The organism is Bacteroides caecicola (genome assembly GCF_023337095.1).
GTDB lineage: Bacteria > Bacteroidota > Bacteroidia > Bacteroidales > Bacteroidaceae > Phocaeicola > Phocaeicola gallinarum.
In genome coordinates this window covers 23,043-46,182 of sequence record NZ_JAMBLM010000010.1, presented here as the reverse complement: position 1 = coordinate 46,182, position 23,140 = coordinate 23,043, and the positions used below count along the sequence as shown (strand labels likewise).

The 23,140-nt window shown below is 46.4% G+C and carries 17 protein-coding genes; 4 read left to right on the top strand and 13 right to left on the bottom strand.

Annotation, left to right across the window (positions count from 1 at the left end):
- Nucleotides 1-387 precede the first annotated feature (387 nt).
- Nucleotides 388-1,941, top strand: a complete 1,554-nt coding sequence (gene guaA, locus M3085_RS10525) for a glutamine-hydrolyzing GMP synthase (protein ID WP_249052974.1) — start codon at nucleotides 388-390, stop codon at nucleotides 1,939-1,941.
- A gap of 190 nt (nucleotides 1,942-2,131) precedes the next feature.
- On the opposite strand, the gene ndk is transcribed toward guaA, so the two are convergent.
- On the bottom strand, nucleotides 2,132-2,608 hold the full coding sequence (ndk, locus tag M3085_RS10520; protein ID WP_249052973.1) for a nucleoside-diphosphate kinase: 477 nt from the start codon (nucleotides 2,606-2,608) through the stop codon (nucleotides 2,132-2,134).
- 329 nt (nucleotides 2,609-2,937) lie between these two features.
- On the opposite strand from ndk, the gene M3085_RS10515 reads away from it, so the two are divergent.
- Together M3085_RS10515 and M3085_RS10510 are read left to right on the top strand one after the other, a co-directional pair.
- Nucleotides 2,938-4,434 carry a 4Fe-4S binding protein gene (locus M3085_RS10515; RefSeq protein ID WP_249052972.1) on the top strand — a complete coding sequence of 499 codons (1,497 nt, stop codon included), beginning with the start codon at nucleotides 2,938-2,940 and terminating at the stop codon, nucleotides 4,432-4,434.
- Between the two features lie 20 nt (nucleotides 4,435-4,454).
- The gene (locus tag M3085_RS10510; protein ID WP_249052971.1) at nucleotides 4,455-5,831 is read left to right on the top strand and encodes an aldo/keto reductase; all 1,377 of its coding nucleotides are present in this window, start codon (nucleotides 4,455-4,457) and stop codon (nucleotides 5,829-5,831) included.
- Nucleotides 5,832-5,921: 90 nt separating this feature from the next.
- Here M3085_RS10510 and M3085_RS10505 read toward each other — a convergent pair whose 3' ends face one another.
- From M3085_RS10505 to M3085_RS10470, 9 genes are all read right to left on the bottom strand, one after another.
- Nucleotides 5,922-6,908, bottom strand: a complete 987-nt coding sequence (locus M3085_RS10505; RefSeq protein WP_178256149.1) for a Gfo/Idh/MocA family protein — start codon at nucleotides 6,906-6,908, stop codon at nucleotides 5,922-5,924.
- Nucleotides 6,905-7,723 carry a transporter substrate-binding domain-containing protein gene (locus M3085_RS10500; protein WP_178256148.1) on the bottom strand — a complete coding sequence of 273 codons (819 nt, stop codon included), beginning with the start codon at nucleotides 7,721-7,723 and terminating at the stop codon, nucleotides 6,905-6,907. The genes M3085_RS10505 and M3085_RS10500 overlap by 4 nt, the downstream gene beginning before the upstream one ends.
- A 77-nt stretch (nucleotides 7,724-7,800) precedes the next feature.
- Nucleotides 7,801-9,906 carry a putative porin gene (locus tag M3085_RS10495; protein WP_249052970.1) on the bottom strand — a complete coding sequence of 702 codons (2,106 nt, stop codon included), beginning with the start codon at nucleotides 9,904-9,906 and terminating at the stop codon, nucleotides 7,801-7,803.
- 94 nt (nucleotides 9,907-10,000) lie between these two features.
- Complete coding sequence (locus tag M3085_RS10490) at nucleotides 10,001-10,543, bottom strand: 2-oxoacid:acceptor oxidoreductase family protein (protein WP_204498874.1); 543 nt, start codon at nucleotides 10,541-10,543, stop codon at nucleotides 10,001-10,003.
- A gap of 23 nt (nucleotides 10,544-10,566) precedes the next feature.
- Complete coding sequence (locus M3085_RS10485; RefSeq protein ID WP_249052969.1) at nucleotides 10,567-11,328, bottom strand: thiamine pyrophosphate-dependent enzyme; 762 nt, start codon at nucleotides 11,326-11,328, stop codon at nucleotides 10,567-10,569.
- A gap of 12 nt (nucleotides 11,329-11,340) precedes the next feature.
- Nucleotides 11,341-11,472, bottom strand: coding sequence for a hypothetical protein (locus M3085_RS13870; protein WP_262891991.1), 132 nt, complete (start codon nucleotides 11,470-11,472; stop codon nucleotides 11,341-11,343).
- 48 nt (nucleotides 11,473-11,520) lie between these two features.
- Nucleotides 11,521-12,606: a 3-methyl-2-oxobutanoate dehydrogenase subunit VorB gene (locus M3085_RS10480; protein WP_178256144.1), complete on the bottom strand. Its 1,086-nt coding sequence runs from the start codon at nucleotides 12,604-12,606 to the stop codon at nucleotides 11,521-11,523.
- Between the two features lie 29 nt (nucleotides 12,607-12,635).
- The gene (locus M3085_RS10475; RefSeq protein WP_178256143.1) at nucleotides 12,636-12,866 is read right to left on the bottom strand and encodes a 4Fe-4S binding protein; all 231 of its coding nucleotides are present in this window, start codon (nucleotides 12,864-12,866) and stop codon (nucleotides 12,636-12,638) included.
- 21 nt (nucleotides 12,867-12,887) lie between these two features.
- The gene (locus tag M3085_RS10470) at nucleotides 12,888-13,166 is read right to left on the bottom strand and encodes a tetratricopeptide repeat protein (protein WP_178256142.1); all 279 of its coding nucleotides are present in this window, start codon (nucleotides 13,164-13,166) and stop codon (nucleotides 12,888-12,890) included.
- Between the two features lie 516 nt (nucleotides 13,167-13,682).
- On the opposite strand from M3085_RS10470, the gene M3085_RS10465 reads away from it, so the two are divergent.
- Nucleotides 13,683-15,977: a bifunctional dihydroorotate dehydrogenase B NAD binding subunit/NADPH-dependent glutamate synthase gene (locus tag M3085_RS10465; RefSeq protein WP_178256141.1), complete on the top strand. Its 2,295-nt coding sequence runs from the start codon at nucleotides 13,683-13,685 to the stop codon at nucleotides 15,975-15,977.
- A 282-nt stretch (nucleotides 15,978-16,259) separates the two neighbouring features.
- On the opposite strand, the gene M3085_RS10460 is transcribed toward M3085_RS10465, so the two are convergent.
- The 3 genes from M3085_RS10460 to M3085_RS10450 are packed head-to-tail and all read right to left on the bottom strand — an operon-like array spanning nucleotide 16,260 to nucleotide 22,733.
- Nucleotides 16,260-17,147 carry a carbon-nitrogen hydrolase gene (locus M3085_RS10460; RefSeq protein ID WP_178256140.1) on the bottom strand — a complete coding sequence of 296 codons (888 nt, stop codon included), beginning with the start codon at nucleotides 17,145-17,147 and terminating at the stop codon, nucleotides 16,260-16,262.
- A 9-nt stretch (nucleotides 17,148-17,156) separates the two neighbouring features.
- Nucleotides 17,157-18,185 carry an agmatine deiminase family protein gene (locus M3085_RS10455; protein WP_249052968.1) on the bottom strand — a complete coding sequence of 343 codons (1,029 nt, stop codon included), beginning with the start codon at nucleotides 18,183-18,185 and terminating at the stop codon, nucleotides 17,157-17,159.
- A 6-nt stretch (nucleotides 18,186-18,191) separates the two neighbouring features.
- Nucleotides 18,192-22,733, bottom strand: coding sequence for a translocation/assembly module TamB (locus tag M3085_RS10450; RefSeq protein WP_249052967.1), 4,542 nt, complete (start codon nucleotides 22,731-22,733; stop codon nucleotides 18,192-18,194).
- Nucleotides 22,734-23,140 lie beyond the last annotated feature (407 nt).

The window sequence follows — 23,140 nt, the reverse complement described above, 5'->3', positions numbered from 1 at the left end:
AGACAGCGAATAAGCCGAATGCATACCACAATTTATATTTGGGGTTGACCTGTATCACTTTCATAATATATGCTATGTGAGTTGTACATATTTCAAATATAAGAAGAAGTAAGTAAATAAGCAAAGCAGCTTTTTGATTTTTTTGTTTTTACTTTATTAATAAATAAATTCACTTTCTTCTATGACTATTGGGCAATTCGGTTATCGGCTGTAATAGTATACATGAATGATTTTTTCTGCTGGTTTACAGTTCTGATATATAACCCATTTTTGCCACGTTGCCCGATAAGTTTAAAATGCTACCGCAAGAAATTAAAGTTTATATGGTCAGAATCTGAAAAATTCTAAGTATCTTTGCACACATATATTATTTTACTTAGAACATATATGCAGGAAAAAATCATTATTCTTGATTTCGGCTCGCAGACTACACAGCTTATCGGGCGTAGGGTCCGCGAACTGAACATGTATTGCGAGATTGTTCCCTACAACAAGTTCCCCCACGATGACCCGTCGGTAATCGGTGTAATTCTTTCGGGAAGTCCTTTCTCGGTGTACGATGAGAAGGCTTTCAAGGTAGACCTTACCAGTATCCGCGGCAAATATCCCATCTTGGGCATTTGTTATGGCGCACAGTTCATGGCATATACCAACGGCGGTAAAGTAGAACCTGCCAACACACGCGAGTACGGACGTGCGCGGCTGACGAAATTCGACAACCAGAACCCGCTGTTGAAGGGTGTCCGTGAAAATTCGCAGGTATGGATGAGCCACGGAGATACCATCACTGCCGTTCCCGAAAACTTCGAGATTATCGCGTCGACCGACAAGGTTGCCGTAGCTGCTTATCAGGCAAAGGGAGAGAAATTATGGGGCGTACAGTTCCATCCCGAAGTATTTCATAGCGAAGACGGAACGCTGCTGCTGAAAAACTTCGTGGTTGACATCTGCGGAGGCAAACAAGACTGGAGTGCAGCTTCGTTCATCGAAACTACCGTGGCCGAACTGAAAGAACAGTTGGGCGACGACAAGGTGGTGTTGGGACTGAGCGGCGGTGTTGACTCATCGGTGGCTGCCGTGTTGCTGAACAAAGCTATCGGCAAGAATCTGACGTGTATCTTTGTCGACCACGGTATGTTGCGCAAAAACGAGTTTAAGAACGTACTCCATGACTATGAATGTTTGGGACTGAACGTGATAGGTGTAGACGCCAGCAGCAAGTTCTTTGCTGAACTGGCAGGAGTAACCGAACCCGAACGCAAGCGTAAGATTATCGGTAAAGGGTTTATCGACGTATTCGATGAGGAAGCTCATAAGATTAAAGATGTGAAGTGGCTGGCTCAAGGAACCATCTATCCCGACTGCATCGAGTCTCTTTCCATTACCGGAACCGTAATCAAGAGCCATCATAACGTAGGCGGTCTGCCCGAAAAGATGAACCTGAAACTTTGCGAACCGTTGCGTTTGCTGTTTAAGGATGAAGTTCGCCGCGTAGGTCGCGAATTGGGTATGCCTGAACACCTGATAACCCGCCATCCGTTCCCCGGACCGGGATTGGCAGTGCGTATCTTGGGTGACATTACTCCCGAAAAAGTGCGCGTGCTTCAAGATGCCGACGATATTTTCATTCAAGGTCTGCGTGACTGGAAGGTGAAAGATGCCGACGGAAACGAAACCTCGCTTTACCATCAGGTATGGCAGGCAGGAGTTATTCTGCTTCCGGTACAGAGCGTAGGCGTGATGGGCGACGAGCGTACCTACGAACGTGCGGTAGCTTTGCGTGCCGTAACCAGCACCGATGCCATGACTGCCGACTGGGCACACCTGCCTTACGAGTTTATGGCAAAAGTATCTAACGATATTATCAATAAGGTGAAAGGCGTAAACCGCGTTTGCTATGACATTTCGTCAAAACCGCCTGCAACAATCGAATGGGAATAAGATTAAGTTTTTATTTTATATTATCGGCATGTATCTGCGAGTGGGATACATGCCGTTTTTTTGTAAAACGGGCGAGTAGGAATGAGGGTGAAAAACGCTACCGCTTGCGTTGTATAACGGATGCGGTAGAACAAGAGAACGCAAGCCGATAGGCAGTCCGGTCTATCGGCTTGCGTTTCAGGACTGATTTTTAGTCTGCCTGATACTCCTCTTCATAGTTCAGATACGGAAGCGCATTTAGCTTATAATCAAATATTTCTTCGGGTTTGAAGAAACGCGCCACTTCCACTTTCGCATTCTCCGGCGAATCGGAGGTATGCACGATGTTTTCTTGTGCGCTGACGCTGTAATCGCCGCGGATTGTACCCGGAACGGCAACCCGTCCGTTTGTAGCTCCCGTCATCGAGCGGACTACCTGTACGGCATCTACTCCCTCAAAGCAGCAGGCAATGATGGGCGAAGCCATCATCGAATTTTTTATACGTTGAAAGAAAGGCTTGCCGGCAAGGTGGGCATAGTGTTCGTTCAGAATTTCGTCGGTAAGCTGCATCATTTTCATTCCGGCGAGACGTAAACCTTTGCGTTCGAAACGGTGGAGGATTTCTCCGATAAGTCCGCGCTGTACTGCGCTGGGCTTTAAAAGCACTAATGTTTTTTCAAGGCTCATAGTTGTATAAATTAGTAAGGTTGATACAAAAGAAATTGTTGGATTATCTGTTTTCAAATATACGCTTTATATTTTAAAAAACGCTATCTTTCAGTAATTTTCTTTTCCACTGCTTGCCTGAACAGGTCGGTTTGTGGTGTTTGTCCGGTTCTTTTCCGGACATGAGCCAAACCATGCAACTCCCTGTCGGGGAGAGTGGCAACTGTAAGATTTACAGTGTTATATAAATTCATTCTATATAAAGCCCGTAAGAGAAAGAAAATAGGGAGCGGAAGAAACAAGTAATTTTCAATCCTGCTATATTTGTTCAGAGAAATTTAAAAATAGCTATGTTACGTAAAATCAGACAGACACTCGCCATTGTGTTTTTTGCGATGGTTACGCTTTTGTTCCTTGACTTTACCGGTACGCTGCATGTTTGGTTTGGCTGGATGGCTGAAATCCAGTTCCTTCCCGCACTACTTGCTTTGAATATTGGTGTTGTGGTTTTCCTCTTGTTGCTCACTTTATTATTCGGCCGTATTTATTGTTCCATTATCTGTCCGCTGGGAGTTTTCCAAGACGTAGTTTCTTGGATCAGCGGAAAGCGGAAAGGGAAAAAACATCGTTTTGCGTATTCACCGGCACTCACGTGGTTGCGTTACGCAGTATTGGTGTTGTTTGTAATAGCTTGTATAGCCGGAATCAATTCTTTTGTGGCACTGCTTGCTCCGTACAGTTCTTACGGGCGCATGGCTTCCAATCTGTTTGCTCCGCTTTGGCAATGGGGGAATAATGTTTTAGCATATTTGGCTGAGCGTGTGGGCAGTTATGCTTTTTACGAAACAGAGGTCTGGATAAAAAGTCTTCCTACTTTCATTCTTGCTCTTATAACGTTTGTTGTAATAGGGGTGTTGGCTTGGCATAACGGACGCACATATTGTAATACCGTTTGCCCGGTAGGAACGCTGTTGGGTGTGGTATCCCGCTTTTCGCTCTATCGTCCGGTCATTGATGTGGAGCAGTGTAAAAACTGCCGGTTGTGTGCGAAAAAGTGTAAATCAGCTTGTATTGACCTTGAAAAACACCAGATAGATTATAGTCGTTGCGTGGCGTGTATGGATTGCTTGGATGCTTGCAAGCACGGTGCAATACATTACGAGAACCGTTTTCGGCAAGAAAGAGAGACGAATACGGGTAATTCTAAAGAAGCATCCGACTCTTCCCGCCGATCGTTTCTTACGCTGGCGACAACGCTTACGGTAGGTTCAGTGCTGAAGGCGAAGGAAAAGAAAGTAGATGGGGGATTGGCGCCGATTATTGATAAAAAGAAACCGGAGCGGCAGACACCGATATTGCCTCCGGGAGCAGGAGACAAGCGGCATTTTGCGCAGCATTGTACTGCCTGCCAACTTTGTGTTTCCGAATGTCCGAACGGCGTGTTGCGTCCTTCTGCCAACCTGACCACGTTCATGCAGCCCCAAATGTCTTACGAGCGCGGTTACTGTCGTCCGGAGTGTATGCGTTGTGCTGAAGTCTGTCCTACGGGGGCCATCAGCCTGAACACACTGGCAGATAAAGTTTCTACCCAAGTGGGACATGCGGTGTTTGTAAAAGAGCTTTGCGTGGTGCAGCGCGACGGAGTATCGTGCGGAAACTGTGCGCGCCATTGTCCCACAGGTTCGATACAGATGGTTGCCGAAAATCCCGACGACCCGGAATCGCCCCGATATCCGGTGGTAAATGTTGAGACGTGTATCGGCTGTGGAGCGTGTGAAAACTTGTGTCCGTCTCGTCCGTACAGTGCCATTTATGTAGAAGGTCACGAAAGACAACGTTTGGTTTAAAATGTTAATGAAAATGATTTATGGAGAAGAATAATAACCCGATAAACCGCAGAAAGTTTATCAAGATAGTAGGCATCAGTACGGCTGCATTGAGCGGGGTGTTGCCGGGATGTACTTCTGAGAAAAAAGAAACAGCGGGAAACAGTTCCGCTCCTCAGGCGAGCGGGGAAATGACGTATCGCACGGCTGCATGTGGAGATAAAGTTTCGCTGTTAGGATATGGCTGTATGCGCTGGCCTACGCTTCCTTCGCCTGCTCAAGACGGAAATGTTATCGATCAAGCGGCTGTAAACGACTTGGTGGACTATGCCATCGCTCACGGCGTGACTTACTTTGACACGTCGCCGGTTTACATGCAGGGATGGTCGGAAAAGTCGACCGGAATCGCCTTGAAACGTCATCCGCGCGAAAAGTGGCAGATAGCCACCAAACTGTCGAACTTCTCGAACTACACGCGCGAAAATTCGATAGCAATGTATAAGAAGTCGTTTGAAGATTTGCAGGTCGATTACATTGATTATTACTTGCTGCACTCCATCGGCAACGGAGGCATCGAGACTTTCCGCGGACGCTACATTGATAATGGCATGATAGACTACCTGATGGAAGAACGCAAGGCAGGACGTATCCGCAATTTGGGCTTTTCATTTCATGGGACGCAGGCGGTTTTCGATGAGGTTTTGGCAATGCACGACAAAGTGCATTGGGACTTCGTTCAGATTCAGTTGAACTATTCCGACTGGCGACATGCCACGGGAAGCAACGTAAATGCCGAATACCTTTACGGGGAATTGGAAAAGTGTAACATCCAAGCCATTATCATGGAACCGCTGTTGGGCGGACGACTGTCGAAACTGCCCGAACATATTATCGCGCGGTTAAAGCAGCGCCGTCCGGAAGATAGTGTTGCGTCGTGGGCATTTCGTTTTGCCGGTTCGCCGGAAAAGGTGCTTACCGTATTAAGCGGGATGACCTATAAAGAGCATCTGATAGACAACCTGCGTACATATTCGCCTTTGATTCCGTTGTCGGACGAAGATTATAAGTTCTTGGAAGAAACCGCCCAGTTGATTATGAAATATCCTACCGTGCCGTGTAACGACTGTAAGTATTGTATGCCTTGTCCGTATGGCATTGATATTCCGGGGGTATTGTTGCATTATAATAAATGTGTGAACGAAGGAAACATACCCAAAAGCCGGCAAGATGAGAATTATCGGCAGGCGCGCCGTGCGTTTTTGGTAGGGTACGACCGGAGTGTCCCTAAGCTGCGTCAGGCAAGCCACTGCATCGGTTGTGAAACGTGTAATCCGCATTGCCCGCAGAGTATTGACATCCCGAAAGAGCTTCATCGCATCGACGCATTTGTAGAACAGTTGAAGCAGGAAACTCTTTGACGGTGGGGAAGGTTGAAATAAAAAATGCTGCCCATACTGTCAGCGATTACTGGCGGTATGGGTAGCATTTTTTTGCCGATGCCGGCGGAATTATAATTTATTCAGTATCTTATCCATTACCCAGTTGGTAGGTGTGGCACTGATACCGTCGCATGTGCAGATCGCTTTCCCTTGCAGGTGCTCTACGACCGCCTGAATAAGCGGAAGCTGTACGTGGGGAGGATTCGGCGGAAGAATCTCTTCGCGTCCCCGTTCGGTATGAAGTCCGATAGGCTCGTACGTAAATACCGAGAAACAGAGCATTCCCTTATCGCCGATAATCTCAATACGGTCTTCTTTCGCCGATTCGTGTGCAACGAAACACCACGACCCGGAACCCGGCAATCCGGACTCGAACTTGAAGCAGGCACTGATGGTATCCTCCGCTTCGTAAAGTCCGCCCCGGTTGCTCTTATAACCTTCAGCCTCCAAAATACATCCGAACATGTCCTGTAAGAGGTCGAGCTGATGAGGAGCAAGGTCGTAGAAATACCCTCCTCCGGCAATGTCCGGTTGTACACGCCACGGCAAATTCTTGGAATTATAATCCAAATTACGCGGCGGCTGGGCAAAACGGATTTGGATATTGATAACGTTTCCTATCTCTCCTTCTTCAACTAATTGACGCACCTTCTGAAAATAAGGAAGATACCGGCGGTAATATGCCACGAAACAGGGAACGCCCGTTTCGCGTGAGATGCGGTTGATACGGGCACAGTCCTCGTAGCTGGCAGCCATTGGCTTTTCTATGTAAACGGGTTTGCCCGCTTTCATGGCCATGATAGCAAACGTAGCGTGCGAAGACGGAGGAGTAGCTATGTATATGGCGTTTACATCCTCATCGCCTATCAGTTCTTGAGCATCGGTGTACCAGCGCGGTATGTGATGGCGCATGGCATACGACTTGACTTTTTCTTCGTCGCGGCTCATAACGGCAACCACTTCCGAACCTTCAATCATATTAAATGCCGGGCCGCTTTTCTTTTCGGTTACTTCACCACAACCGATGAATCCCCATTTTACTTTATCTAATTTCATCTGAAGTATTTTTTATAGAGTTTGTGATATTTGTCGCTTTTCATGAATCCATCCAGCCAGACGTTCAGCGTATCTCTGAGCGCAGGCGAATGCTTGTTTACGCCCCACGCATAAAACTGGGTGAAACTGATGTCGGTATCTATATCCAAGTTGGGATAGTTGTCGATGGAAGCCCGTACGATGTTTTCATCGCACACGGCATAGTCGATATCTCCTCCTGCCACCATCGCAATCAGTTGCTCAGCCCCGTATAAATCCACTTCACGGATATAGATGGTATCTGCTATTTCATTGATCAGATTATGGATGCGTAATAGTGAAGGGGAGTTCTTGATAACATGCAACGTTTTGTTGGCAAGGTCGAGCTGGCTTCGGATATACAGACTGTCGGTTTCAGAGCTCGGTTTGCGTTGCACCAGTACCTGTTTTCCCAATAATAGGGTATGAGTGAAAAGCAATGAGTCTTTCAGACGGGTGGTAACTGCCGTTTCGGTGGCAAGAATATCATACCGTCCTTCGGTAATGCCTTCCAGTCGTTTTTCAAAACTCATTTCAGGTGTAAGCTCCAAACGCAAGTTCTGGTCTTTGGCAAACTCATTCAGCAGCTCATAGTCGAATCCCTGAACCGTATCGTTACTTGCGTAGTAACTTACGGCATTGTATTCCGTTACGGCACGCAATACGCCCGATTCTGCAATGGCGGGGTAATCTCTTGGTTCATAGGTTGGGAGTGTTTCCTCTCTCGAATTGAACACAATGATTCCTATTGCGAGAACAATGCCTATACAGGCGTAACGGAACAGTTGTTTTTTCATAAGCAATTCAATAAGATTAATAATATCAAGTCAACCGAGCCGCAATGGAAGCTATGTCACGCTTCTTTAAAAGAACATCAGTCAAAGAAGTTCCACGACAAGCCAAGTTTCAGGATGCGCGGATTAAGCGGGTAGTGCGGAGCAAGGAAGTAACCGTTTCCTCCTGTTCCCTGTACCAAATTATACATCTGAACAAAAATGCGCGTACGCTTTAAGTGAAGGTTTATGTATCCGTTAACCAATGGATATCCGCCCACTTTATAACGTGTTTCCGGGTTTTGCAGATAGAATTGTCCGATGGCAGGAGCATAATCGGGGGCATAATACTCTGTGAAGTAACGAATATCGGCACCCATTTCGATGCTTAACACCTTCTTAGCCAGTCCGAACTTAAGATAAAGATTGTGGTATAAAGTCAGTTTGGGTAAAGGCAGTATGTCTTGATTGCTCGAAGTCTGGTACGTAACCTCATTGTCAAGATGGAGTATACCTAATTTGAAATCCTGACGCAAAGAGGCACTGAACACTTGAATACTTCCTGAGTGCTGACGGACAGCCACGTTGTTTTTATAGCTGGTTGTAGCAGTTTCTCCTTCGCCCGTAGTATAACCTACCGAAGCATTATCTAAATACGTATAGTTCGTAATATTTTCTACTCCGGCTTTTAATCGGGTACGCCAACGGTCAATGCTGAGCTGTCCTTCGATGCGAGTACGCATGATTTTCGAAAGGTCTTCGTTATCCCACCAATAATGTTTGGAGTGGAAATGCCGATAATAAAATACCGGATTCAGGTTTTTAATGTATGCGTTAGCCTCTAAGCGTACCGTGTCATTGAATAATCGGAAGTTCAAGTCGCCCCGGCCTTCTATACTGAACTGGCCTGCATCTTCGCCTATCAGGGCTACCTCTCCCAATACGTTGTAATGGAATGTTTTCCCTTGTTCTTTTATAAGCTGTCCACCCACCGAAAGAATGTTTTCTTTATGGTCGGTAAGAATTCGCCTTCCCGCTGTTCCGTCAAGCGTATCAGTCAGTGTAAAGCGTCGGTGTTCGAAACTCATAAAAGCCGTAAGTCCCGCTTTGGCCCATTTGTTGAATCCTTCCCGCAAAGATATTCCGACTGTATTTTTTATAGAGAAATGTTTGGTAATGTCGGTAGAGTCATTGCCCAGATAGTTATGTTCAAAGTATTCCTGATTTTGATTGGTATCGTATGAAATGTACTTACGGCGGTTGATGTCGACTTTTAGCGTATGTATAAAGCTCGTAACAGGAACAAATACGGTTTTTGTGATTGTATCGTTTTCCTCTGTTACATCGCGATAGAAACCTAAGTTATAGCGGTGAGTTAGAAACGCATGATACCCTGTATTGTTATTCCATACATCCGAGAGGTTTACAGGCATGTCGTATGTATTATACGTTCTTCCGCCTTCCGCCATTCCTATGGGGTCGGTGATGTAACGGTCGTCTGTGATACCACCGTTTTCTGCAACTTTTAAGTTTTCATTGATAAAATTAAAGTGCATGTCGTACTTGTCTCCCCGATAATAGGCAAAAAGATTCCCGTTGAAGAGAGCGGTCGACTGGTTCATGTATTTTCCTCGCCCGTAAGTATAGTCAATATCGAACCCGAATCCCAAACGCTTGGTGGCATTTACGGCGAAATATGCCTTGAAACGTTCCTCTCCGTACCGTCCGTCTCCCTGTTTGTAATAGGTAAGATTGGTAAAAGGCGATTTTGTATTCGTGTATATTACATCTTGCGAACGGCGTACAGTGAAATCGTAAGGGTCGGTAAAGAAAAACTGGCTGGCTTCCCTTCTTTCGAAAAATACATGGGAGATACGCGGCGCTCCTAAGTTTCCTAAATAAGTGTAATGTCCTGTGGGGCCTCCTGTATCGTTTGTATTTTGAAAATTATGTTGTAACGTATCCACCGGAACTTGGGTTATCGTACCTAACCGGTCATCTACCGTCCACGAAAAGAGTCCGATAGGGATGGTGCTTGCGTCTATTACGGCTGTCGTATCGATAGGATTACCGTTACGGTCGTACCGGTTTGCGTCCAACCCGGAAGCCGAAGTACCGAATTGGCTGTATTGGTTAGATATGTTGGTTTGGGCGTATATACTCCCACATAATAAGAGGGATAACGCAACAAGAAGTATCTTTTTCATAATGCGGCAAAGATACTATTTTTAGTTGTAAGTACAAAAATGCTCCGTTACAGAACGTGAAAATTCATATAATGTAACGGAGCATTGATAATGGTTAAATGGGTTTGATGATATCCATGCCTATTTTGATGGCTTCTTCATTCATCGGGATAAGATGATGGTGGCGTTCCGGCAATGTTTTGCGCAATGCTTTGACGACACTTTCTATCGAAACCACGGGACGTATTTTCAGCAATCCTCCCAATACAATCATGTTGAAAGTTTTTGCCATCTTGCGTTCGTTGGCTTCATCCATAGCATCGATGCGATAGATGTGGATGTCTTTTCGCGTTGGCGGGTTGATGATTCCATATCCATCATAAATAAGTACGCCTCCGGGCTTTACTTTATCCTCGAATTTTGCAAGTGAAGGCTGGTTTAGGATTATAGCCGTATCGTATTTGCTTAAAATGGGAGAGGATATGCGTTCATCGCTTACGATAACCGTAACGTTGGCTGTTCCACCTCTTTGCTCAGGTCCGTAAGCAGGCATCCATGTTACCTCTTTTCCTTCCATCAGTCCGGAATATGCTAAAATTTTTCCCATTGAAAGTACACCTTGCCCACCAAAGCCTGCAATGATTATTTCTTGTTTCATGTTTTTTGTTTTTTACTTTCAATTTAAATATCTTTCAAGTCTCCTAACGGATAGAAAGGGAACATGTGTTCTTCCATCCATTTGTTAGCGGCATCCGGTGTCATTTTCCAGCCCGAGCTACATGTAGAAACAATTTCCACCAAGTTAGAACCTTTTCCCTGCATGGAGTTTTCAAAGGCTTTGCGGATGGCTTTCTTTGCTTTGCGGATAGCGGCAACCGTATGTACAGATTGGCGCGTTACGTAACATGTACCCTGAAGCGTTGCTGCTATTTCGGTCATTTTAAGCGGATAACCGTGGATTTCAGGGATACGTCCGTACGGACACGTTGCGGTTTTCATGCCCAATAGCGTGGTGGGAGCCATTTGTCCGCCCGTCATGCCGTAGATGGCGTTGTTAATGAAAATGATGGTGATGTTTTCGCCACGGTTTAATGCGTGGATGGTTTCTGCCGTACCGATACATGCCAAATCGCCGTCGCCCTGATAAGTGAACACCAATCGGTCGGGCCACAAACGTTTGATGGCTGATGCCAGTGCCGGAGCACGTCCGTGGGCAGCTTCTTGGCAGTCTATGTCAAGATAATTATACATAAATACGGCGCAACCTACGGGACTGATGCCTATGGCTTTTTCGCTCATGTTCATTTCGTTGATGACTTCGGCTATCAGTTTATGCACCACTCCGTGGCTGCATCCCGGACAGTAGTGCATGGGATTATCGTTAAGCAGGCGAGGTTTCTGGTAAACCAGATTCTCAGGCTTCATTATATCTTCTTTTGTCATAAGTCTTTTTTATTAGCGTAAAAGGAAACGTAAGACATATTCTACCATCTTGAGGAAGAGTGCCACGCAGCAGACGTAGAAAAACACCACACGGTCTACACCCGGTGAGAAATAGAGAATGACTGCCGCTAATGCCCCAATCATGAAAAGAATATTAAGTATGGTTCTTATCCGGTTGATATTCATAATTCTTTATTTGTTTATAAGTTTTTCTTTGATGGCTTCAATCACCTCGTCCGGATCGGGGACAATGCCACCTAACCGTCCGAAATGTTCAACCGGAATACTGCATTCTACGGCGAGACGGACATCCTCTATCATTTGTCCGCTGTTAAGTTCTACGGTCAATATTCCTTTGATGCGGGAAGCGCGCTCGCGCAACGCTTTAGTGGGGAACGGCCATAGCGTAATGGGGCGGAACAAACCTACCTTGATGCCTTCTTCGCGGGCATGTTCCATTGCTTTCTGGGCGATACGGGCGCATGAGCCGAAAGCTACGATGAGGTATTCGGCATCTTCACACTGTAACTCTTCGTAACGCACTTCGTTGGCTTCGATTTCTGCATATTTTTGTTGCAGATGTATGTTGCGCTGCTCCATAATCGCAGGGTCAAGTTCCAGTGAGGTAATGATGTTGGGCTTGCGTCCGTTTTTGCGTCCCGTCGTAGCCCACGGACATTGTGCAATGACCTCTTCATCAGTGCGGCGCGGACGGGGAGCGGGCAATACCACTTTTTCCATCATTTGTCCGATAACACCATCGGCAAGAATGATTGCCGGGTTGCGGTATTTGAAAGCCAGTTGGAAACCTAAGTCAACGAAATCTGCCATTTCCTGTACCGATGCAGGAGCGAGGGCTATCAGGTGATAATCGCCGTGTCCGCCGCCTTTGGTTGTTTGGAAATAATCGGCTTGGCTGGGTTGGATGGTTCCCAATCCGGGACCTCCGCGCATTACGTTCACGATGAGACAAGGCAATTCTGCTCCCGCGATATATGAGATTCCTTCTTGTTTCAGGCTGACTCCGGGGCTGGAAGAGGAGGTCATAACCATTTTTCCACTTCCGGCGCCTCCGTATACCATATTGATTGCCGCCACCTCGCTTTCAGCCTGAAGAACTACCATACCGGTTGTTTCCCACGGCTTTTGTTCGGCAAGTGTTTCCAATACTTCAGATTGGGGCGTAATAGGATAACCGAAGTATCCGTCTACGCCGATACGGATGGCGGCGTGGGCGATGGCTTCGTTTCCTTTCATAAGAACTACTTCTTCTGCCATATCGAATTTTAATTTTGTTTTATACTTTATTATTCCTCACATTTTGCCCTGTATACTGTCAGGCATCCGTCGGGACACACAATAGCACACGAGGAGCATCCGTTACAAGTGTCTTCTTTCACTTGCTGTACATAATTATATCCTTTTTGGTTTACTTTAGGGGTGAGCGAAAGCACGTGAAGAGGGCAGGCTACTACGCATAAATTGCAGCCCTTACACCGCTCGGTGTTCACCACTACCACACCTTTCATTTTAGCCATATCGTTACGTTTTTCTTTTAGTTATTGATTATACATGTCTTTATTGTAAAATTCCAATATGTCCATAATCATTTTTCGGGCTTCTGCTGCCGGACTTTCGGCATCAAGGTTTACTGCTTCCTGATAATTGTTCAATGCGCCTTGCCAGTCGCCTTGTTTGCGACATACGTTTCCCATTAAATAATAGGTATCCGCTTTGTTTACCCCGGGCAAATCTGTTAGCTGGTTGAGCTGCTCAAGGGCTATATGTATGTGTCCGTCTCTGATGAGCCGGTCGATGCTTTTTAGTCTATTATCCATAAGGCAATAGTTAAGTTTGTATACGGGCAAAGATAGTCTTTAATTTCATACCAAAGTTGTTTTTAGGCGACAAAAAACAAAGATTTTGCTGAAATATTTTTGAAAGATAAAAATAAACCGCTGATAATTAGTCTGTTTTTATAAGCCTCAAAAAGTATTGATTGAAAAAGTTGTCTTTTTAATTAATTACTTCTTCCGTTATGAAAAGTACGTTTTTAAGTGATAAATCTGTCAAAATCTGCATCGCAAAACTTTCGGATGTGATATTTTATGCTAACTTTGCGCGAGGCTATCGAATAACATGAAAATGAGGCTGTTTTAAACTTTCTCCGGTTTTGCCGGAAGACCGGAAAAACGCTACCCATAGAACCGGGGTGTCTTTCGAGTAGAACCGGGCAACGCATCCGCATGGAATGGACAACGCTAACGGTTGCGTTTTCGGGGTATGTACTTCCGGCAGAAGAGAAAGTATAATTGGCTAAAAATAACTAACTTACAATATTAAACGAACACAGAATGAATAAAATTCTTTCTAAAGAACATTTTTCAGAAAAGGTCTTCAAACTGGTGGTTGAAGCTCCTTTGATTGCAAAGTCTCGCAAAGCGGGACATTTTGTCATTGTCAGGGTAGGAGAAAAGGGCGAGCGTATGCCTTTAACAATAGCCGAAGCCGACCCCGTAAAAGGAACGATTACTTTGGTGGTACAGGAAGTCGGACTTTCGTCTACACGCTTATGCGAGCTGAACGAGGGCGATTACATTACCGATGTGGTGGGACCGCTGGGAAAAGCTACGCATATTGAAAACTTCGGTACGGTGGTTTGTGCCGGAGGGGGTGTGGGCGTTGCGCCGATGTTGCCTATCGTGCAGGCACTGAAAGCTGCCGGAAACCGTGTGATTACCGTGCTTGCCGGACGAACCAAAGAACTGATTATCCTTGAAAAAGAGATGCGCGAAAGCTCCGACGAGGTAATTATCATGACCGACGACGGTTCTTATGGGCAGAAAGGTCTGGTAACTCAGGGAGTGGAAGAGGTTATCAAGCGCGAAAAGGTAGACAAATGTTTTGCCATCGGTCCTGCCATCATGATGAAATTCGTGTGTCTGCTTACCAAGAAATACGATATTCCTACCGATGTGTCGCTTAATACGATTATGGTAGACGGTACGGGCATGTGTGGCGCGTGCCGAATCACCGTGGGCGGAAAGACACGTTTCGTATGTGTCGACGGACCGGAGTTCGACGGACATCAGGTAGACTTTGATGAGATGTTGAAACGCATGGGAGCGTTTAAGGACATCGAGCGGGAGGAAATCCACAAGTTGGATGAAAAACCGGAGACTTGCGAGGTTGACAAGCAGGCTGAGGACGGCAGGAATGCTCCGTGGCGCGAGGCGTTGCGCAAGAGCATGAAACCGAAAGAACGTACTGCCATCCCGCGTGTGAAGATGAATGAGCTTGACCCCGAATACCGTTCGCACAGCCGCAAAGAGGAAGTAAACTTGGGCTTGAACGAAGAGCAGGCGCTGACGGAAGCAAAGCGTTGTCTGGACTGTGCCAACCCTTCGTGTATGAACGGCTGTCCGGTAGGTATCAATATTCCGGGATTCATTAAAAACATTGAGCGCGGAGAGTTCCTCGAAGCAGCCCGCGTATTGAAGCAAACCAGTGCACTGCCTGCCGTATGCGGCCGTGTATGCCCTCAGGAAAAACAGTGCGAATCGCAGTGTATTCACCTGAAGATGGGACACGAAGCCGTTGCCATCGGTTACTTGGAACGTTTTGCTGCCGATTACGAACGCGAAAGCGGACAGATTTCCGTGCCCGAAGTGGCTGAGAAGAACGGCATCAAAGTAGCCGTGGTGGGTTCAGGACCTGCCGGATTGTCGTTTGCAGGCGATATGGCGAAATTGGGTTACAGCGTAACCGTGTTCGAAGCCCTGCATGAAATCGGCGGTGTATTGAAATACGGTATACCGGAGTTCCGTCTGCCCAACAAGATAGTAGACGTGGAAATCGAAAACCTGTCGAAGATGGGGGTTGAGTTCGTTAAAGATTGCATCATCGGAAAAACCGTCAGCGTAGACGATTTGGAACAAGCCGGCTATAAAGGAATCTTCGTGGCTTCGGGAGCAGGTCTGCCGAATTTCATGAACATTCCGGGCGAGAACTCCATCAACATCATGTCGTCTAACGAATACCTGACGCGCGTCAACCTGATGGATGCGGCAAGCGAAGATTCGGATACTCCCGTAACCTTCGGTAAACGTGTAGCCGTTATCGGTGGCGGAAACACAGCGATGGATTCCGTCCGTACGGCACGTCGCTTGGGTGCAGAGAGAGCCATGATTATCTACCGCCGCTCGGAAGCTGAGATGCCCGCCCGTATCGAGGAAGTAAAACATGCGAAAGAGGAAGGCGTGGAGTTCCTCACTTTGCATAATCCGATAGAATACATAGCCGATGAACAGGGAAAAGTGAAACAAGTCGTTCTTCAGAAGATGGAATTGGGTGAGCCGGATGCTTCAGGTCGCCGCAGCCCCGTACCCATCCCCGGTGCAGTAGAAACGATAGACATCGACATGGCGATTGTCAGCGTAGGTGTATCGCCCAACCCGATTGTCCCCAATTCAATTCCCGGATTGGAGTTGGGACGCAAGGGAACGATTGCCGTAAACGACAATATGCAGTCGTCCATCCCCACGATTTATGCCGGTGGTGACATCGTTCGTGGCGGTGCTACCGTAATCTTGGCAATGGGAGACGGCCGCCGCGCCGCAGCAGCTATGGATAAGCAGTTGCGTGGTTGATTCTGCGTTTCCGGATAAGCGATAATATAATAGGGACTATGTATGTTGGCTGTACATAAAAAGCAAATTCAGCCCAATATACATAGTCCCTTTCGTTTTACTGTTTTGATGCTACATTCTTGTAAAGAAAAATTTTATCGCACAGACCGGGTGGTTTATCCGTATATATGTATCTGAGTCTTTCGTAATCTATTGCTTGGCTTGGTCTTTCCATATTTTACGCTGGACTATCAGAAACAAGGTGATACTTACGCTGATTTACGTAGGTCAGCGCCGGATGCTTCAGTCGATAAACCGTTTGGTCAGCTCGCCGAACTCATCAATACGGCGGTCGCGGAGGAAAGGCCACCAGCGGCGCACGTTCTCGCTGCGGTTCATGTCGATTTCCACTACCAAGTTTTCTTCTTTCAGGTTACTTGCCTGTGCGATGATTTCGCCCTGCGGACCTGCTACGAAACTGTTTCCCCAAAACTGGATGCCGTTGGTTTGACCGGATGGATCAGGCTCATGGCCTACACGGTTTACGGCGATTACCGGCAGTCCGTTAGCTACGGCGTGACCGCGCTGTACAGTAACCCATGCACCTAATTGCCGCATTTTCTCCTCCTGCGTGTCGGTGCTTTCCCATCCGATGGCGGTGGGGTAAATCAGCAATTCAGCTCCCTTGAGTGCCATCAGGCGCGCACCTTCCGGATACCATTGGTCCCAGCAAACTTGCACGCCGAGTTTGCCTATTGAGGTTTCTATCGGATTAAAACCAATGTCTCCCGGTGTGAAGTAGAACTTTTCGTAATAGGCAGGGTCATCGGGAATGTGCATTTTGCGATACTTTCCGGCGATGCTTCCGTCGGCATTGAATACCACGGCGGTGTTGTGGTAAAGCCCTGCCGCACGGCGTTCGAAGAGCGATGTAACCAATACCACACGGTAGGCGGCAGCCAGTTCGCTGTAAAATCCGGTAGATGGACCGGGAATCGGTTCGGCAAGGTCGAACATGGCAGTGTCTTCCGTCTGACAGAAGTAAGGGGTATTATGAAGCTCTTGTAAGACTACTAATTCAGCTCCTGCTTGCGCCACGGTAGCGATGTTACGGTGGAGTTTTTCAAGATTCAGTTTGATATCGTTCGTACACGATTGCTGAACGATACCTACGCGGATAGTTCTTTTCATGAGTGTTTGTTATTTGGTTTTAATAGAGTCGGGATATTGCATGGTAACACAGTGAAGCGAACCGTGTTGCTTGATGAGAGCGCAACAGTCTACGCCTACGATTTCACGTCCGGGGAACGCCTCCGCCAACACTTGGGCAGCACGTGCGTCGTTTTCCGGTTGGGCATACGTAGGATAGAGTACGGCTTTGTTCATTATCAAGAAATTGGCATACGTAGCAGGCAGGCGTTCGCCATCCTCGTCGTATACGGCATCTGCCATCGGAAGCGGGAGCAAACGGTAGGGGTCTCCGTCGAGTGTGCGGAAGGTTTTCAACTGTTCTTCCATCGTGCGGAGCGCGCCGTAATGCTCATCGTTCTTGTCCGTACATTGTACGTAAGTGATGGTGTTGTCCGGACAAAGCCGAGCCAGCGTGTCTACATGGCTGTCGGTATCGTCTCCGGCAAGGTATCCGTAATCCAACCACAACACTTGTCGCAGGTTAAACTGTTCCATCAGGTACAGTTCGATGTCTTTGCGTGTCATCGTATCGTTCCGGTTCGGAGCCAGCAGACAGGTAGATGTGGTAAGCAGCGTGCCGTTTCCGTCGCTTTCGATAGAACCTCCCTCTAAAACAAAATTCCGGCAGTTGATGTAATCGCCGTTCAGCAGTCCGCTTTTAAAGACATGGCTGTTAATCAGATTATCTTTACATGCAGCAAACTTCATTCCCCAGCCGTTGAAACAGAAGTCGAGCAGCAAAGGGTCGGCATGTTGTTCCAACAAAGTAATGAACGCATGGTCGCGTGCCCACGTATCGTTAGTAGGACATGCAATAAAATGAATGTTTGTACGGAACGGAGCATCCTTCAGCTTGTCGGGAAACTCCGGTGCAACCAACAGCAGTGGCTGGCGCGTGGCGATTTCTCGTGCAAGATTGAAAAAACATTCTTCCACTTCATCAAGCATATATGCCCAGTCTGTTTCAGCATGAGGCCACGTTAATTGGATATAACTTTGCCGATGCCATTCGGCAGGTAAATAATACGTTTTTTCCATATTCTGTTATTCTTTTTTTGTTCTTTTCTTTTGAGCGGCAGGAAGCGCCTCTTTTTGCGATTTTTCGTAATTCATTTCATCTTCTTTCTTCTTCTTTGAAGTGCGCAGGCGTCGTCGGTGCAAGAATTGGTCTACCAGTTCTTTCCAATTGGTGAAATCCTTTTTATACATCAGGCCGATACCCTGTGTAGTGAGTGTCGATTTGGTGAAATAACGGTCGTTAGTCTGATTATATCCCCTCAGTCGCAAATCTCCGTTTTTGGTCAGCAGCCAGATGGCTTCAAAGTCCCCCACGAAATTGGTGTTACGCATCGTATTCTCCCGGTAACCGAAGTTTCCGTTGATGATAAGTCGGTTATTCAGCAAACGTCCCGACAAGATAGCTTCGGCCTCCACATCGCTCCATCCCTTTTCACCCGTACTGAGGTTTGTACCCACGTTCCAGTTTCCGTTGTTGATTACCTGCGAAAGCATGTTGTTCAATTGCCCGGACAAGGTACTGAATGCCAGCGAGCTGGTTGCATCAGACTGCGTAGAGTTATTTGCGTAATCATACGTGTAGAATTTGCCTACTCCTAACAGATAAATAATTTGAGTGTTCATCTGCTCTTCGGTACTTGTCAGACTTCGAACCAGTTCACGGTCTTCCTCATTCACCGTTGGCAGTTCAAGGTCGAACTTCAGATTCGGAGAAGTCAGGTTTCCGGTCAGATTCAGCAAACAGTTTACACGGACATTCCCTCTCGATGAGGCCGCATCAGCAATCAAGTCGTTCAGCGAAGCTGAATTGACCGTATACACCGCCTGCACATCGAGGTTAGCCTCACGCGGGTTTCCGTTGAAGCTGACCGTTCCTCCCGGTTGCAACACGAAATCTTTGCGGATAACATTCTGCATACTCATCTTGTAAATTCCCTCGGCTATGTTATACGTGCCGAAAATCTGGAAATCACCTTTATTGAAGAAATTGATACGCAAGTTCCCCGTTCCTTTTGCCGAGATATTATCTCCGGCGAGCGGGTCCATGATAATTTTCATGTTGGCCTGTTCAGTCGGTTCTATTTGTAAGTTGATACGTACATCGGCCGGCGTATCATCTTCATCTTTCTTATCCGGTTGGTTTAAGTAATGATACACCTCTGTTTCTATATCTTCTTGTTGACGGCGTGGCGTACGGTCGACAAAAGTGATAAACTGATTGCTGACAGCCTCTGATGTTCCTCCCAATACGTAAGCAAACGTTGTACGGTTATCAGCCCGCAGTGTGCCGTCGACGTTCAGCATATTGTCTCCTCCGCGCAGCCGGACATTGCCTGTGGTGTAAATCCGTCCGTAGAAAGGAAAGTCGGGAGTCTCACGTGCAGTGTTATATACCAGCATGTTATTCATATCAAAGCGGAATTGGTAAGAAAGGTTTTTCAGTTTTGTATGATGAAGCTCCCCATTAGCTGTTCCTAAATGCCCTTCAGGGTCGTTCAACTGTACGTTTTCGAAGTGGAAATTTCCCGATGTAATCCGCACAGAGTCGGCACTCGCTTCGAAACGTGTATTCAGGATATTGACCTTCATACCCATGTTTGCCTGTACAGACCCTTCCAAGTCAAGCCCGGAGAACGGTCCGAAAAGGCGCACGTTCCCGTATGCCCGTCCCCTTACGTCACTGAATATGTTTTTGATAAAAGGCTGCAAGAACGACATATCGGTTCCGCCCGCCTGAATATGCAGGTCCAATCCTTTCAGTTTGGGAGATACATATCCGTTGACGCGCGTAAACCGCGATTCATTTTCTCGTATGTCGGCAAGCAGACGGATACCGCCTATCTCCTTATCCCAACTGCCGGTTATGTCAGCCTGCCCCAACAGTGCATCGTTCAAAGAGAAATTGCCTACATCGAGCCGTGCCTGTATCACCGGGTCGTCCATTACATGATGCAAATGCACCTTGCCGCTGATGAGTCCGTAGAACTTCACGGCGTGGAATTGAATCATGTCCATGATGTATAGCAGATTGATGTTACGTAAGTCCACCAAGCAAGAGTCTGAAGCCTTTTTCCCGATTCTTCCATTTGCTTTCAGGTGCTGGTCGGCATGTTCGAACAAGAAATTCTGTATTTCAATGCTGTCTTTGGCGACGGTTATAGTAGCCGGATGCACATTCCACACCGTATCGTTTAAAACAATCTGACTGGGGCGCAAATCTATTTTCGTAAGTAATTGCTTCGTGTTTTCCATTTTGCTGAATCCTGCCACGGCATCCACTTTCCCGCTATACGTAATATTGGTATTGTTTCCCCAGTAGAGCGTAGTCTGCAAATGGTCGTTTTTAGCCCGTGTGTGCAAGGTAAAATTAAACATTGCACCTTTTTTCATCAGCGTACCTACCCTGACGCGGCATTGAAGTTCGTTGGAAGGGTTTTCGCAGATAATGTTTCCCGATTCATATTCTTTTCCATTGTAGCTGAATTGAGGGAAATACGCATTGATGCCCATCCGCGCAAGGCTGTCGTTAAAATATCCTTTGATTGTTGCCGGCATTTTTAACGTCAGCGGAATGTCGAATACTTTTGAAGCGAAGTCGCTGTTTTCAACATATAAATCGAAATTGAAATTGTTGTTTGGGGTGTCTGTCTGTGCCTTTTCCGGTAAAATAGATGGCAAATATTGGCGTATTACTCGCTGGATACTTGCCCAAATACTGCGGTATGAATAGTTCCCTTTTACGGTTCCTCTCATAAATGGCGAGTGAATGCGGATTTCTTTTTCTCCATCCGTATTTCCGGCTGTGATGTTCAGATTCTGTAAGAAATAGTCGCGTTCATTATCTGGAGCATCAACGGAAAGGCTGTCAAGATTGATTTCTCCTTTCATGTCGTCGACCGAATGTCCGGAGAAGTCGGCTGTCAGGTTCAGTGAAATATCTGTATCTTGATATTTTTTGGTCAGATTCAGATTGTTGGGACGTAAATTGCGGACAATGGCACGTAAGTTGAAGTCCGGAGTCTGTTGTTTGGTGACGAACTGTCCGTTGACTTCAATCGTTCCGTTTTCATCATTCAATGCTATTTTTCCCTGAAAACCTCCCGGCTGATATTGCCCGTCAAGTAAAATGTTCTGGTAATTGTATTGATTGTATTCTAACGATGAAATAACTCCTTTTACGTATGATTCCGGTCGGTCGTTCTGATATCTCAACCCTTTTAGTTCGATGTCAAACGCCGCTTTTCCCAATGTATTCTCCTTGTTTAGCAGTTTCCCGATGTTAAAGTCTTCGCTTAAAATCTTTCCGGAGTAGCTGTTCAGGTTGGTTATCGTGTCTTTGTGCATTGTGACGTTTGCTTTCAAGCTGCCTATTGCCGAACGGAAATTGCCATACACCGTAAGTTGGTGCATGAATCCTGATATATCTCCTTCGAAGTCTAAAAACTCCACCTGCTTCAGCACATTAGGCATTTCGTCTTTTCCTGTCAGGTTGCGGAACAGCCAGCCGATACCCTGCTCACTGAAGGCTGCCTGTGAGATTTTTCCGAACAAATAGGGTGGGCGTGACGCTCCTTCGGCATTCACCATAGCCTCTGCTTTGATGCGCAACAGGTGGCGGACGTCGGAAAGAGAAAAGTTGGTACAGCGTATATGCTTCCCTTTGCCTTCAATGGCTAATTGCAGTGTAAGCGGTTCTTTGAAATGGCGGAAAGCAGGTACAAACGGAGACAGGTCGGCAAGAGTAACCGAAGCATTTATATTTCCCTGATAAGTGATGGGGTTTTCAATCGAGAACGGCTTGCTCATGTCTTCTGCCGAAGCAGCCAGTGTGTCGATGACAATCTCTGTATCGGGAAGCCCGATAGAGAAGTTGGCAAGTTGGACTCCCTTATTGTTCGCCGCCAGTTTTGCTGAGAATCGTTTCAACTGGAAACCGCTCTGTTCACTGAAACTCATGCGCCGGATCTGGGCATTCAGCGAATCTTTCTGCAATGTTTTTAGCGCAAGGGTTGCCGACAGGTTCTTGATTTTTATATGCGAAGGGTTGAACTTTTCGGGAGTCTGCTCCTCCGAGCGAACGTCATAAGCGAGCTGTCCGCGCCGGATAAGTATCGTATTGATACGTAAATCAATGTTATTTTCTTTTTTTACCGTATCTTTCGGGGCAAAAGTATCAATGATAAACTGGAAGTTTGGTTTACTTTCGGGGGTCTCTTTCTTTAATTGCGCATTGAGTCCGAATAGCTGTATGCTGCTGATGCGTATCTGTCCGTGTAGCAAGGGCGAGATGTCAAACTTAGCCGAGAAACGTGAAATCTTCAGCATTTCTTCTCCTTCGCGGTCTTTCAGCGATACGTTTTGAATAATGATGCGGTTCAACAGTCCCAAATTGATATTTCCGATGCTGACCTCCGTTTGAAACAGTTGGCTGAGTTCTCGCGTAGCGTATGCAGACAGTTGTTTCTGAATGAACGGAACATTCAGAAAGGCAATTATTCCGAAATAAAATACAAGTATCAGAATAATAAAGAAGCGTGTACTATGTTTGATACGGTTTAGCTTACCCATGCAGATTTAAAAATTGAACAAATTTACGAAGTTTGCCGGAACTAACCGATAATTCAACCGCTTATTTCAAAATTTTTAAAGGAAGAACTTTAAATTCCGATACCCTGAAAACGCTACCCGTAGCGTTGGTTATCCCATGCGGTAGAATGACCTGTTTCTACCCATAGAAATGACCGACGCTATGGGTAGCGTTTTTCCGGCTTCCGACCGTGCCGTAAAAGGGCATAAAAAGGCATGGAAACACGGGGTTCGCAGGTCGGTTTACGGTAGAAGGATACTAAAAAAATAAAAAAGAAGCGGAAGGTTAGACTGTATGTGGAAATTTATTCAGACCTTTGCAGCCGTTTTTGAAAGTTTTTGCAGCAACGGCTGTACGTATGCTATTGAATCAATAATAATGTATAATT